The sequence below is a fragment of the Pseudomonas sp. GD03842 genome (genome assembly GCF_029841165.1).
Lineage (GTDB): Bacteria > Pseudomonadota > Gammaproteobacteria > Pseudomonadales > Pseudomonadaceae > Aquipseudomonas.
Genome location: NZ_JAOCEA010000021.1, coordinates 56,401 through 69,924, shown reverse-complemented (window position 1 = coordinate 69,924; position 13,524 = coordinate 56,401). Strand labels below are relative to the sequence as shown.

Here is a 13,524-nt window from a genome sequence, read left to right as displayed (position 1 = left end):
CTTGAGTGAAAACGGGCAAGGGTTCGTATGTTTCGATCCCTTGCCCGGGCACGGTGGCTTATTTAGCACCACTGATATAACCGAAGGAAATCTTCCCATCGACGCCTTTCTTGTGGTTTGTCACTTGCACATCGGCGTCCTGATAAGAATGGTTGAAGCTGCTTATGATGACAGGCGATGTAATGTCGCGCCGGACAGTGACCACTGTCCTTCCTTCTTTAAAACTCCCCTCGGGATGGCCGGTCAATGAGAATTCGGCGCCCTTTTTGGCTTTGAGAATCTTCGCTGAGCGTATTTCGTCATTGGAGCAGCCGTAGCTGTTGCTTTTCATTTTTATGGTGTAAGCACGATCAAAGGGGATAGTACAGTCAAGGTTTTGGCTGGCATTGTTGCCTTCATACAGCGCAATGCTGGCGTCTGAAAAGTCTAACGGCGTTTGCGTGACTTCAATGCGTGAGACTTTTCCGTTCAACCCATTATTACGAACATACGTTGCCTTGTAGGCATCCGTCGTCCAGTTTTGCTCAAACGAGCCCACTACCACGTGTTCATGAAGACCAATATCACGCGTGACATCAATGATCATGTGATCATCTTCGCGGCTACCACTGCGACTGTCGAAGAGAGAGAGGCGTGTACCTTTGGCGATCCCCGACAGGGACAGTGATCTGGCTTCATCATTTTCGCAACCGGCAGTCGGCAGTTCGAGGGTTCGCTGGGCGCGCGGAATGACACAGACGGCGTCCTGCTTGGGGTCCGCGTTGTTACCTTCCCACAGATAAATGCCGCCTTGGCTTAGCGCCTTGGTGTAGGCCAAGATGTCTCCGTTTCGATAGTTATCGATGGCAATGAAGTTTGGAGTTTTTCCGCAGTTATTAACGCGACGGGTGAGATAAGTCAGGTTGTTGTCATACGCAGCGGAATCGGAAATAGTTTTTGTCGCAGTATGAAACTGATTCATCAGAAACAGACGGCTCCAGGATTTTCCCGTGTTTGCATTGACGCGAGATTCCGTGACCGGAGTGTCATCGTAGCGACTTGGGCACGACCAGTTATGTGCCGCTTCAATGTTTGAGGCGGCTGCACCCAGCGTGGACCAGTGATTTTGCGCGACCCAGTCCTTGTCAAACAATACGGTCACGGTCTTGCCGTTGACCGCGTAGTCGCCAGCCAGCGTTCGCTTGTTGGTAAAAAGCATGAGCCGGTTGTTTTGCGCCACGATCTGGCTCATGAGTGGCCAGTTGTCGGTCTTGAAATTTTTAGGGTTGAAGGTCAGTTCCGCGACTTCAGGCACCGAGTTGAACAGCGTCTGCAGATGAGAGCGTTCAACGTAAGATTCCAGGAAAATCGAAATCACTTCGTTGCGGTTCTGCTTCAAAAAGGGAATGAATTCATTCGCCAACTGATTCCTGAAGGAGCCGTAACAGAATGACGCCGTATGGCAAATCCGGATCTGCTCTTCTTCCCGGTAATTGGAATTGTGATAAAGATCGAGCATGAAGCTGCGCACGCCATCCCGCATCTGCTGTGGGAGTCCTTGCATGTTCTGATTGATCTTTTCGTAGGAATTGTGGGTGTTGACCCAGGAGTATTCGTGGAAAGGCTTGTCTGGGTGGGCAAACGGATTGTTTGCCATTGCACTGCTGCCAGCCGTAATAGCGGCAACGGCAATGAGCATTTTTGCGTAATGCATTGCGAATTCCCTTTCGATTAACAGCGCGTCCTGCGCTTTGGATGAGTGTCTGATTCAGACGCCCATACTCTTAACCCAGCACTACGCGCTTTGAAATCGATAAGGCTTTGCAAATTATGAGACCCAGACAGACCCAGAGCACGTTCGGATCTGTCTGGCGGCTATGGCAATCAGTCCTTCGCCACTTCCATCTCAAGCCCCACACCCAACTGACGCGACAGGCTTGGCCAACGCTTCCAGGCGGCTTCGGTGTCCGGGCTGGCCAGCTTTTCCCGGTAGGCCTCGACCGACTCCAGTGAAAAGCTGTCTTCGTTGAGCATCTGATCGATGGCGTGGTGCACCACCTCGTCGAGTTGATTCGCAAACGCTTCGCCGATCAACTGATGAGCGATGACGCTGGCGACGGTGGTGTTCACCGGAATCAGCGGTTGGGCGAAATGCACGATGTACAGGTCATGCACTTCCTCGACCAGGCGATGCGCCAGGTAGGCTGCCGCCAAGCAACATCCCGATGCATTTCTCTGCTGGAGGTGACGCCGCTTCAAGGCAATCCGAGCGGACGCGTCATGCATAATATTTCACGGCCGTACGCGCTACTTGAGCAATAGAATTTCCTACAGAGGCTGGATAGCCATGAACTTGGGTAACCACACCATTTTTGAGCCGCCGCAGATACGACGTGCCGGCGTTGATTTCTCCGGAGTGATGTCTGTATTGAGTAGGCATCTATACTCCACGCCCGTGGTGGCTCTGCGGGAATTGGTGCAGAACGCTCATGATTCAATTCTGCGTCGTCGGGAGGAACAACCGGAATGGAAGGGCAGCAGTCGTATTGATGTGATTGCCGATGGTATCGCGAACACGCTACGCATCGTCGATACCGGCGCAGGACTTACCGAATCGGAAATTCATGAGTTTCTCGCAACTGTGGGCGTAAGCTATACACGCAGCTTGCATAAGGAGCACTCCGACGGAAGCGGCTTGATCGGCATGTTTGGTCTGGGTTTTTTGTCGGCCTTCGTGTTGGCCAAACGGGTCACCGTCCGTACCACCTCTTATCAAACGCCCGATCGGGGTTTCGTTTATGTGTCGAGTAATGCTGAGCAATACAGTGTTAGCTCTATGCCCGCACGTTCAGTTGGAACCGAAATTCTTCTTGAACTTCAGGATAGTTTCACACATTTGACACGTACTGCTCTGTTACAGGAAGTTCTGGACCATTATTGCGTGCTGTTGCGTGAGCCCGTTTACGTGGGCGAAAAAACTCTACCAATCAACTTGGTCCCGCCCTGGCGCGACGAGAGTGCATTGACGTTAATTCCGCCGTTGAAGCACCGCCGCTACTTGGAGTTCGCGACGCGATTCGAGCAAAACTTTGAGCCTATCTGCTGCATGCCGGTGGAGCCCGGAGGTGTAAGCGATGCTGTTGGAGTGCTATGGGTGCAAGACGGCGGGACCTATGGCACCACCGACAATCGCAACCTGTCGGTTTTTTTGCGCGGCATGCTGCTGGACAATGATGCGCGCGAATTGCTCCCGTCTTGGGCTGGTTTTATCGGCGGCGTGATTGAATCCAGCCGACTGACGCCCACCGCCAGCCGTGAAGACGTTCAGCGCGACGCTCATTACGATTCAATTCGGCATTCGCTTGAGGAGGCCCTCGTCGTCGGTCTGCTAAAAACGAGTGAGAGTCAGCCTCAAGCATGGCGCCGAGTTTTGGCGCGGCATAACGAAGCGCTATTGGGAGCGTGCTTGTGCGATGAGCGCTTATTTGCCCTTCTGATGGACAGCGTCAAGGTACCCACTTCACAGGGAGACTTGCCCCCCCGAGAATTGCTATTCAAAGGCGCGCTTCATGTGATCATTAGCGACGAAGGTGGGTTCGAGGAAATGCTCTTTCGCACCATGGGAACACCGGTCGCGTTAGGTAACCGTTACGCCGTTGTGCCGTTTTTGAGACGGTGGGCCGAAGCGCGCAGAGTCCGGTTGATCGAGCTCGGCACCGAGTCTGGTAATCGCCAGATGTTCCATTTAGCAGAACTGGACGAGCCTCTTAAGCAGTGGCTGAGTGATAATTTGGCAACCGAAGAACGACTTGTGCCTGCGCACTTCAGCCCCGCCGAGTTGCCACTGGTCGTGGTGCACGACCATGAGGCGCAGCTTAAACAGCGGCTGGAGCAAGACCATAACGACAAGCGCATTTCTGTTTCGGCCCTGCGTCTGGCTCGTCAGTTTACTCAGACCGTCGACAGCACCCACCTTACCCGTTTGTATTTGAACCTCGACAACCCGGCAGTCCAGATGCTCATTCAGGCGGTCCGCGTAGCGAACCCTCGAGCCATCGATGCCGTCCGGCTGCTTAGAGCCTTTAAAGTGATCATTGCAAGCCACCGTAGTGCTTGCGCCACCTCATCATTGAACCAAGCACTCATAGATCTGGCTAGTGCAATGCGAAGATTGCTGTCTGAGTACCGTCATTCGTTCAACAAGGAAGAAAATCATGAACATCTGGAGCTGGGTGGACAAACTTTCTGATGACCTTCACGAAGCGGGTCAGATGCAACACGCTATCAGCATTAATCGCTTGTGTGACTACGTCGCTGATCTTGAGATTGAACGTGCTGCAGCTTTGTTGCCCGAGGTGAGAGCTTTGGCTGAGGTCCTTCAAAACCCTTGGCTGGAGGTGTACACGCGGCACTGGGAGATGCGCAATCGCTTGGGCAACTCAATGGAAGGCGAGACCGCCTTGGCTGACGCCGTCTCACTATTCGAAGCTGCCCACCGAGAAGATACCATCGGTTGCCCCCAGTCGGTGTGCGTCACACAAGACTTGGCCACCTGCTATGCCAACATTGACGGTCCAGGTTGGGTAACTGAACGCATAGCAGTTTGCGACGAAACCCTGGCCCGCATCGATCCGCGCTGGAGCTGTTATCAGTGCCTTACGGTGGAGAAATGCGAGGCGTTAATCGATTCCAAGCTTTATGACGACGTAATGATTTATCTCGATGAGCAAGAGCGCAACATTAATGCGGTCGGAGGAGAAGATCTCGGCGCCCTGGCCGAGATGCGCATACGGGCGCTGTTAGCGGCAGGGCGCGCTGCCGATGCATTGAAGATGATTGAAGCAGCAGAGGCTAGAATTGAAGGGCGCGAGTGGAAAGACGCTTCGCAAAAGAGAATACTGGCCAAGGTCTTGGCTTTGGCCGAGCTGGGGCGTGATAAAGAGGCCCTGGAAGCGATACCAGCTTATGACGATTTAGCGCCGAGCCACCGTAAAAGCTGGTTGCGAGCAGTGTTTCTCCTTGTCCAACGCGCGCCCATACTTAATACGTGGAGCCTTGGCAGCCAAGTGCACCACATGTTGGCGGAGTATTCACGGCAAGGTAATCACCGGCAGGTCATCGAGATGACTGATCTAGCAGTGCGGATGGCGATACAGCGCGGCTCTGCCTGGAATGCCCGACGACACCTTGATATGGCCCGCTCCCATCTACCCAAGCTTAAGGCTGACTGCGGGGCCAATGAGCTTCTGGAAAAGCTTGAGGTTTTGCTCCTTAAGCTCCCCGATCAAGATGCATTGCCTGTTCCCCCAAGTGAATTACTCGCCTGGCTGGACCGCGACGTTCCCGATCAGCCTGCTCGTGACCCAGAGGTTGAAGTTCAATGGTTGTTGAATGCCTTGCACGAGCGGCCCGAGGACACACAGTTACTTGGAGCCGCGGCCCGAGCGCTGCGAGCATGCTCGGATGAAAAGCATAGTATGGCCTTGCTTTGGGCCTACGTGCACAAGCATTCAGGACAAGAAAACTCCATCGCATACCAGTTGCTAAGCCTTCTCCTTGATCAGGAAGAGCATGATCAGGTTGAACGCTTGGCCGAGCTCTATCGTCCAGCAGTGCCGTTGCTCGCGTTGTGGTGCCAGGCGCGGTTGGCAGAGCGTTTGGGTGATTGGAAGGAGGTGGAGCGAAGCTGCCATGAGATGCTTGAGCTAGATGCCGAGCGGAATGCAGCCCGGCAATTTTTAGCGCATGCGCTTGTGCAGCAAAAGCGCTTTGATGAAGCCAGCGCTTGCTACGAGGAGCTTGCCAGCCGCCTTGACCGACCGCACTCGAGCCTATGGGATCTCATGACTGCGGCTACTTGTGCGGGCAATTGGGCCAAGGTTCGGCTGGCGGCCAAAAAATTGGGACTTCAATTATCCGGTGAGCAAGGTGTAATTGAAGAAGACGCAGGCTTGGTCATCTTACGCTTCATCGACGATGGCGAAGCAGTCGAGTGCTATGCGCGCCGAACCGGGCCTGTCACCGCGAGGGTCGTCGAGAACGCGATTTCGGAAAACGCCCAGCATGTCGGCGACTGGGTGGTATTCGATGCCGAGCAACTTTATGAAGCACCTGAAGATGAGCAAGAAGGTGAACAATTCGTGCCCACTTTTGCCGTTGTTCATGTGCTCGAGAAGGGTGGCTTCGGCGCTAGCTGGTGGGTGGATGGTGTGCATCCCGGTGATGAAGCCATTGCGACGCTACGTGAACTTGTAGCAGATGAAGGCTGGCAGCTTTGGGTGCACAGTGACGATGGCTACTTGCTCTACGATCGTGAGCTCGCTCATGGCGCAACCTTACCTGGCATTCTGTTTACGGTCGCCATTCAGTTCAACCGTTCGCCAATCGACCTGCACAACCTGTTACTGACAGTCACCGCCCAGTGGACGAATCCGGTGTGCTGGTTGCGCTTGGCCGATCATTGTCAGGCTGACACTCAACCACATCATGCGGTGATTGAGCGGTACGGCCTGTAACCTACGCAATATATGCCCGGCCGTTGCTCTTGAAGCAGTGGTCGCTAAGGGCGCTTGAGCCAATACGGGCACCGCCCGCATGCGAACATCAGGCGGAAAAGGAGGATGCGCAATTCTATTCAGCCTTTGGTCACTTCCATCTCAAGCCCCACGCCCAACTGACGCGACAGGCTTGGCCAGCGCTTCCAGGCGGCTTCGGTGTCCGGGCTGGCCAGCTTTTCCCGGTAGGCCTCAACCGATTCCAGTGAAAAGCTGTCTTCGTTGAGCATCTGATCGATGGCGTGGTGCACCACCTCGTCGAGCTGATTGGCAAACGCTTCGCCGATCAACTGATGAGCGATGACGCTGGCAACGGTGGTGTTCACCGGAATCAGCGGTTGGGCGAAATGCACGATGTACAGGTCATTCACTTCCTCGACCAGGCGATGCGCCAGGTAGGCTTCGTCCAGCAGGCTATCGAGCCCTTCATGGCCGTCCATGATGGCCGGGGGGGCGCTGAAGAATTGTTCGGCGATTTTCAGAACCGGCTTGATCTGGCCCTCGATGCCAGCCTGCAGCGCCACGTCATGGGCTGCGTCCAGCAGGTCCGGAACCTGTTCGATATAGGCGAGGACGAAGCGCGCCAACACGCCTGGCGCGTCGACCTCAGGTACATGGATGGCTGGGTGCAGATGGGGAAGTTGTAACTCGAGTTGGCGCAGAAGCTGGCCAGTCTGGTTCTCGTGTTGCCGTGCTTGGATGATCTGCTCGCGCAATGCGGCGGTCTTCATGAAGGCTCCATGGGTAAATAACAGTGAAGATTATACGGAAGTCATACGTTAGCTGGCTTATTAACGGCACTCAGACGTAATTGTCATAACAGATTCAGGGTTATGTGCGTCTGCTATTAAAAAGCCACTTTATGCCCAGTCAGGCCGTTTTTTTTCGCTAAGCGCCCAAGCTCTCGTTGGCTTACAACGGTCTTCCACCCCGGCGCGCCCTCTTGGGGTGTCTATACTCGGTTCTGTGATGAGCTCGCTTGATAGCGTTGGAACGTGAAGCAGGCCTGGCCCCGGTCCTTTGGATTCTTGTGTTGACCGCTCCCTCGCCCGCACAGGCAAACGTCAAACCTTGTGCTCGGCAACGTTTGCGCCTGACAGGATTTCTGGTCAACAAGAAGAACTGAGGGAACCGCAATGATGCGACATCCACACGTCTGGATGGCGCCCCTGCTGTGGTCGGTATTCAGTCCGGTGCACGCTGCCTGGACCACGAATATGGCGCCTGGAGCGACCGAGGTCAGTCATAAAGTCTTCAACCTGCACATGACCATCTTCTGGATCTGTGTGGTGATCGGCGTCATCGTTTTCGGCGCGATGTTCTGGTCGATGATCATCCACCGCCGCTCCACCGGTCAGGTCGCCGCCAGGTTCCACGAAAGCACGCCGGTCGAAATTCTCTGGACGCTGGTACCGTTGCTTATCCTCGTTGTCATGGCAATTCCTGCGACCAAAACACTCATTGAGATGTATGACAGCAGCGAGTCGGGGCTGGACATCCAGATCACCGGCTACCAGTGGAAATGGAATTACAAGTACCTGGGCCAGGACGTCGAATTCTTCAGCAACCTGGCCACGCCACAAGACCAGATCCACAAGAAGGACCCCAAAAGCGAGCATTACCTATTGGAGGTCGACCAGCCGCTGGTGGTCCCGGTGGGCGTCAAGATTCGCTTTCTGGTGACCTCGGCCGATGTCATCCACTCCTGGTGGGTGCCCGCCTTTGCGGTGAAGCGGGATGCCATTCCCGGGTTCGTCAACGAGGCCTGGACCCGTATCGAGAAGCCCGGCATTTATCGCGGGCAATGCGCGGAGCTGTGCGGAAAAGATCACGGTTTCATGCCCATTGTGGTCGATGCCAGGCCCCAAGCCGATTACGACACCTGGTTGGCCGAGCGCAAACAGGAGGTCGCCAAACTCAAGGAATTGACCAGCAAAGACTGGACCCTCGAAGCGTTGGTCGCGCAGGGCGACAAGGTCTACCACACCACCTGCGTGGCCTGTCATCAGGCTGAAGGTCAGGGTTTGCCACCCATGTTCCCAGCGCTCAAAGGCTCGAAGACAGTCATGGGTTCGCGAGAAGAGCACCTCAACACGGTGTTCAACGGGCGGCCGGGCACGGCCATGGCGGCGTTCGGCAAACAACTGTCAGAGGTCGACATCGCCGCCGTCGTCACCTATGAGCGCAACGCGTGGGGCAACGACAAGGGCGACATGGTCACACCCAAGGATGTGCTGGCGCTCAAACAGGCGGTGGCCAAATGAACGCCCCCTTCGCTGCGAGTAGACCTATGGTTGCTTCCGTCAATGTTTCGCAGGAGACAGGACATGAGTGCAGTGATTGACGACCCAGGTCAGGCGGACCATGCCCACGGTCCTGCCAAGGGCCTCATGCGATGGCTGCTGACCACCAACCACAAGGACATCGGCACACTGTACCTCTGGTTCAGCTTCTGCATGTTCCTGCTGGGCGGCTCGTTTGCGATGGTGATCAGGGCCGAACTGTTTCAGCCGGGCCTGCAGATTGTCGAACCTGCCTTTTTTAACCAAATGACCACCATGCACGGTCTGGTCATGGTGTTCGGCGCTGTGATGCCGGCATTCGTGGGGCTGGCGAACTGGATGATCCCGTTGATGATCGGCGCGCCGGACATGGCCTTGCCGCGCATGAACAATTTCAGTTTCTGGCTGCTGCCCGCGGCCTTCCTGTTACTGGTTTCGACGCTTTTCACACCCGGTGGCGGCCCTAACTTCGGCTGGACGTTCTACGCGCCATTGTCTACGACATACGCCCCGGAAAGCGTCACCTATTTCATTTTCGCCATACACCTGATGGGCATCAGTTCGATCATGGGTGCGATCAACGTTATCGCGACCATCCTCAACTTGCGCGCCCCTGGCATGACCCTGATGAAAATGCCGCTGTTCGTCTGGACCTGGTTGATCACTGCCTTTCTGCTGATCGCCGTCATGCCGGTGCTGGCCGGCTGCGTGACAATGATGCTGATGGACATCCACTTCCATACCAGCTTCTTCAGCGCGGCAGGCGGCGGGGATCCCGTGCTGTTCCAGCATGTTTTCTGGTTTTTCGGTCATCCCGAGGTGTACATCATGATCCTGCCGGCCTTCGGCGCGGTCAGTTCGATCATCCCGGCGTTCTCGCGCAAGCCGCTGTTCGGCTACACATCCATGGTTTACGCCACCGCAGCCATTGCGGTGCTGTCGTTCGTCGTCTGGGCGCATCACATGTTCGTGGTGGGCATTCCACTGGTGGGCGAGCTGTTCTTCATGTACGCGACAATGCTGATTGCCGTGCCCACTGGGGTGAAGGTGTTCAATTGGGTCAGTACCCTGTGGCAGGGCGAACTGACCTTCGAGACGCCGATGCTGTTCGCGGTGGCGTTCGTGATCCTGTTCACCATCGGCGGTTTTTCCGGGCTGATGCTGGCGATAGCGCCTGCCGACTTTCAGTATCAGGACACCTATTTCGTCGTCGCTCATTTTCACTACGTACTGGTGCCCGGTGCGATCTTCGGCATTTTTGCGTCCGCCTATTACTGGCTGCCGAAGTGGACCGGCCACATGTACGACGAAACCTTGGGCAAGTTGCATTTCTGGCTGTCGTTCGTCGGGATGAACATGGCGTTCTTCCCCATGCATTTCGTGGGGCTGGCCGGCATGCCGCGGCGTGTACCGGACTACAACCTGCAATTCGCCGATTTCAACATGGTTTCGTCGATCGGCGCGTTCACGTTCGGAGCCACGCAGATCTTCTTTCTCTTCATCGTCATCAAAACCATACGGGGCGGGCCCCCTGCCCCAGCCAAGCCTTGGGATGGTGCCGATGGTCTGGAATGGACGGTGCCCTCGCCTGCGCCCTACCACACGTTCGTGACGCCGCCGGAGGTGAAGTAGATGGACGACGCACAGCGCGCCAACCGGCGACTGGTGACCCGCCTCCTGATGCTGGTGGTGGCTATGTTCGCTTTCGGTTTTGCCCTGGTGCCGCTGTATGACGTGATGTGCAAGGCGTTGGGTATCAACGGTAAGACCGGCGATCCCTACCGCGAGACGCAACAGGTCGACGAGAGCCGTCAGGTGCGAGTGCAATTTGTCGCGACCAATCATGCGGACATGGTGTGGGGTTTTTACCCCGTGGCGGCTGAAATCGTGGTGCATCCCGGCGCGGTCAGCGAAATGCGTTTCGTGGCCGAAAACCCCACTGAAAGGGTCATGACTGCCCAGGCCGTACCGAGCATCGCGCCGAGCACGGCGGCAGCCTATTTCCACAAGACCGAATGTTTCTGTTTTACCCAGCAAAGGCTGCAACCGGGCGAGCGTATCGAAATGCCGGTGCGCTTCATCGTCGACCGAGAGCTGCCCGGCGACGTCAAGCACCTGACACTGGCCTACACGCTGTTTGATGTCACCGCGCGCTTGCCGCCGTCAGTGGGCCCCGTAGCGGCTCACGGCGGTTAGAACCGAGGAGGTTAGAGATGGCCACTCATGAACACTACTACGTGCCGGCGCAGAGCAAATGGCCGATCATTGCCACCGTCGGCATGCTGGTCACCCTTTACGGCCTGGGCAATTGGCTGGTGGGCTTGAGAGCCGGTCGCGACACCCATGGCGCCCTGATTTTCTGCGTGGGCGTACTGATGATGGCCTACATGATGTTTGGCTGGTTCGGGGCGGTCGTGCGGGAAGGCCGGGCTGGGCTGTACAGCGCTCAGCTGAATCGCTCGTTTCGCTGGGGCATGGGATGGTTCATCTTTTCGGAAGTGATGTTCTTCGTCGCATTCTTCGGGGCACTATTCTACGTCCGTCACATCAGCTTGCCCGCCTTGGGCGGAGAAGGCACCAAGGCCGTTGCCCATATGCTCTGGCCCACGTTCCAGAACACCTGGCCGTTGCTGCAGACCCCGGACCCCACCCTGTTTCCCCCGCCAAAGGCGGTTATCGATCCCTGGCACCTACCGCTCATCAACACCGTTCTGCTGGTCAGTTCCAGCGTCACCCTGACCCTTGCCCATCATGCGTTGAAGCGTGGGCACCGGAGCGCGCTCAAAGGCTGGCTGGCGCTGACGATCCTTTTGGGCCTCGCGTTTCTCACGCTGCAGGCCTTCGAATACCACGAGGCTTATACAGAGCTGGGTCTGACCCTAGGCTCGGGCATCTATGGTGCCACGTTCTTCATACTGACCGGTTTCCACGGTGCTCACGTGACCATAGGCACGGTCATTCTGTTCGTGATGCTGATGAGGATCGTGCGGGGACATTTCGACGCCCAGCACCAATTCGGCTTTGAAGCGGCGAGTTGGTACTGGCATTTCGTGGATGTGGTGTGGGTGGGCCTGTTCGTCTTCGTCTATGTGCTGTGAGTCACCAGGGAGGGTGCCAGACCAGTTCGCCGCTGAAGTAGCCATAGGCGATCAGCGCCAGAGTGACGCTGGCGCAGATGACCCGAACGGTGAGGGCCTTGAGCAGGCGGGTGGAGGGCGAATCGTCTCTCACCAGGAAGAACAGACCGCTGAACAGGCTGGCGACCGTCGCGAGCAGCATGAGAACGATGGCCGCTTTGAGCATCGGATGACTCCCAGGAGGGACGCTATGCACAGCAGTATAGGCCGCGCAGTCGTGCCGGACCGGGAGGCGTGATGAAGCGCTTTCGGCCCGGCATCGCACCCACGCTGGCGGTCATCGCGCTGCTGCCGGTGCTGGTGTCCTTGGGCTGCTGGCAGTTGAAACGTGGCGAGGAGAAACGCGTCATGCTGGCCGTCTACGCTGCGCGCCGCACAGCCCCCGTGCTGTCGGCGGCGCAATTGCCAGATACAGCCGACTCTGTTTATCGCCGGGTTCAAGTGCAGGGTCGTTTCGACGGCGAACACAGCCTGTTGCTCGATAACAGCACGCGCGACGGGCAGGCGGGTGTCGAGCTGATTCAGGCGTTCCACGATGAGTCGAGCGGGTTGTGGTTGGCAATCAACCGCGGCTGGCTACCGTGGCCGGACCGCCGCACGCTGCCTGCTTTCGACACGCCAACACAGACGCTGAGGCTGAATGCGTGGGTGTATGTAACCACTGGCTCGCTGTACCAGTTGCATTCCGATCCGCAGAGCGGGTCATGGCCGAAACTGGTGACCGCTCTTGAACCTGCCAGCCTCTGGCAAGACTTGAGGCGCGACGGATTTGCCCATGAGTTGCGCCTTGAACCGGGCCCTGCCGCGTATCGGACCGACTGGCCAGTGGTCGCCATGGGGCCGGAAAAGCATGTGGGGTATGCCGTGCAATGGTTCGCCATGGCCTTCGCGCTGGCGGGGCTTTATCTGTACTTGGGCTTCGGCGCGCCTGACGGGTTGAAGAAGGGGCGGAAGAACAATAAGAAGGAACGACACGATGGCAACAATGACGAGTCCGGCCGGTACGTCTGACTCACGCAACCGGAAAAACCGACGTCGCGGGCGCCTCCAACTGATGCTGGTCCTGTTGGTGGCACTGGGGCCGATGCTGCTTGCCACGGCCATGTACAGGTTGCAGTTCTGGGTTCCGGAGGGGCGCAGCTACCACGGCGAGTTGATCGGCAATGGCGAAAGCCGCAGCGAGCTAGGGGTGCAGTCCGACGAGAAGCGCTGGCAAATGCTCGTTACCGCACCTGATGAGTGCGATGCCGATTGCCAACAGTTGGTCTATCTGGCGCGGCAGGTCCAGATCGGTCTGGGTCGAGACGCATCCCGCGCCACTCATGCGTTGGCTGTCGCACAGCCGCTCGTGGCTGAGTACGACGTTTCACTGGCCCGCGAGTACCCGCAGTTGCATCGCTACGCCCTTGACTTAAAACGGTATCGACGCATGGCGCCCGGTATCGAATTGCCGCAGCTGTGGATCGTCGATCCCCATGGCAACCTCGTGCTGCGCTACGGCGCGGAGGTCGATGGCAGGGATTTACTCAACGATCTGCGGCGACTGCTGAAGCTGTCGAACATTGGCTGAAG

11 protein-coding genes and 1 pseudogene are annotated in these 13,524 nt (G+C 56.9%); 8 read left to right on the top strand and 4 right to left on the bottom strand.

Going from position 1 to position 13,524, the window contains the following annotated elements; translation table 11 throughout:
* Positions 1-58: 58 nt before the first annotated feature.
* Positions 59-1,693, bottom strand: a complete 1,635-nt coding sequence (locus tag N5D61_RS23855) for a hypothetical protein (protein WP_279894411.1) — start codon at positions 1,691-1,693, stop codon at positions 59-61.
* 170 nt (positions 1,694-1,863) lie between these two features.
* Positions 1,864-2,184 (bottom strand): annotated as a pseudogene (locus tag N5D61_RS23850) (hypothetical protein); the annotation flags it as partial.
* A gap of 142 nt (positions 2,185-2,326) precedes the next feature.
* Between N5D61_RS23850 and N5D61_RS23845 the strand changes: the two are divergent.
* Both N5D61_RS23845 and N5D61_RS23840 read left to right on the top strand, forming a co-directional pair.
* Complete coding sequence (locus N5D61_RS23845) at positions 2,327-4,228, top strand: ATP-binding protein (RefSeq protein ID WP_279894410.1); 1,902 nt, start codon at positions 2,327-2,329, stop codon at positions 4,226-4,228.
* On the top strand, positions 4,194-6,494 hold the full coding sequence (locus tag N5D61_RS23840; protein ID WP_279894409.1) for a hypothetical protein: 2,301 nt from the start codon (positions 4,194-4,196) through the stop codon (positions 6,492-6,494). The genes N5D61_RS23845 and N5D61_RS23840 overlap by 35 nt, the downstream gene beginning before the upstream one ends.
* A 119-nt stretch (positions 6,495-6,613) precedes the next feature.
* Here the strand turns inward: N5D61_RS23840 and N5D61_RS23835 are convergent, their stop codons facing one another.
* Positions 6,614-7,264, bottom strand: a complete 651-nt coding sequence (locus N5D61_RS23835; RefSeq protein ID WP_279894408.1) for a hypothetical protein — start codon at positions 7,262-7,264, stop codon at positions 6,614-6,616.
* 405 nt (positions 7,265-7,669) lie between these two features.
* Between N5D61_RS23835 and coxB the strand changes: the two genes are divergently transcribed.
* The 4 genes from coxB (at position 7,670) to N5D61_RS23815 (ending at position 11,913) form a co-directional block, all read left to right on the top strand.
* A complete protein-coding gene (gene coxB / locus N5D61_RS23830) occupies positions 7,670-8,797 on the top strand; it encodes a cytochrome c oxidase subunit II (protein ID WP_279894407.1) in 1,128 nt (375 codons plus the stop codon).
* A 63-nt stretch (positions 8,798-8,860) separates the two neighbouring features.
* Positions 8,861-10,447, top strand: coding sequence for a cytochrome c oxidase subunit I (gene ctaD / locus N5D61_RS23825; protein WP_108236378.1), 1,587 nt, complete (start codon positions 8,861-8,863; stop codon positions 10,445-10,447).
* Complete coding sequence (locus N5D61_RS23820; RefSeq protein ID WP_279894406.1) at positions 10,448-11,011, top strand: cytochrome c oxidase assembly protein; 564 nt, start codon at positions 10,448-10,450, stop codon at positions 11,009-11,011.
* A 17-nt stretch (positions 11,012-11,028) separates the two neighbouring features.
* On the top strand, positions 11,029-11,913 hold the full coding sequence (locus N5D61_RS23815; RefSeq protein ID WP_108236380.1) for a cytochrome c oxidase subunit 3: 885 nt from the start codon (positions 11,029-11,031) through the stop codon (positions 11,911-11,913).
* Position 11,914: 1 nt separating this feature from the next.
* On the opposite strand, the gene N5D61_RS23810 is transcribed toward N5D61_RS23815, so the two are convergent.
* Entirely contained in the window at positions 11,915-12,118 is a 204-nt protein-coding gene (locus tag N5D61_RS23810) for a twin transmembrane helix small protein (RefSeq protein ID WP_279894405.1), read from the bottom strand.
* Between the two features lie 71 nt (positions 12,119-12,189).
* Between N5D61_RS23810 and N5D61_RS23805 the strand changes: the two genes are divergently transcribed.
* Both N5D61_RS23805 and N5D61_RS23800 read left to right on the top strand, forming a co-directional pair.
* Entirely contained in the window at positions 12,190-12,963 is a 774-nt protein-coding gene (locus N5D61_RS23805; protein WP_279894404.1) for an SURF1 family protein, read from the top strand.
* The gene (locus tag N5D61_RS23800; RefSeq protein WP_108236383.1) at positions 12,929-13,522 is read left to right on the top strand and encodes a hypothetical protein; all 594 of its coding nucleotides are present in this window, start codon (positions 12,929-12,931) and stop codon (positions 13,520-13,522) included. The genes N5D61_RS23805 and N5D61_RS23800 overlap by 35 nt, the downstream gene beginning before the upstream one ends.
* The last annotated feature ends 2 nt before the right edge of the window (positions 13,523-13,524 follow it).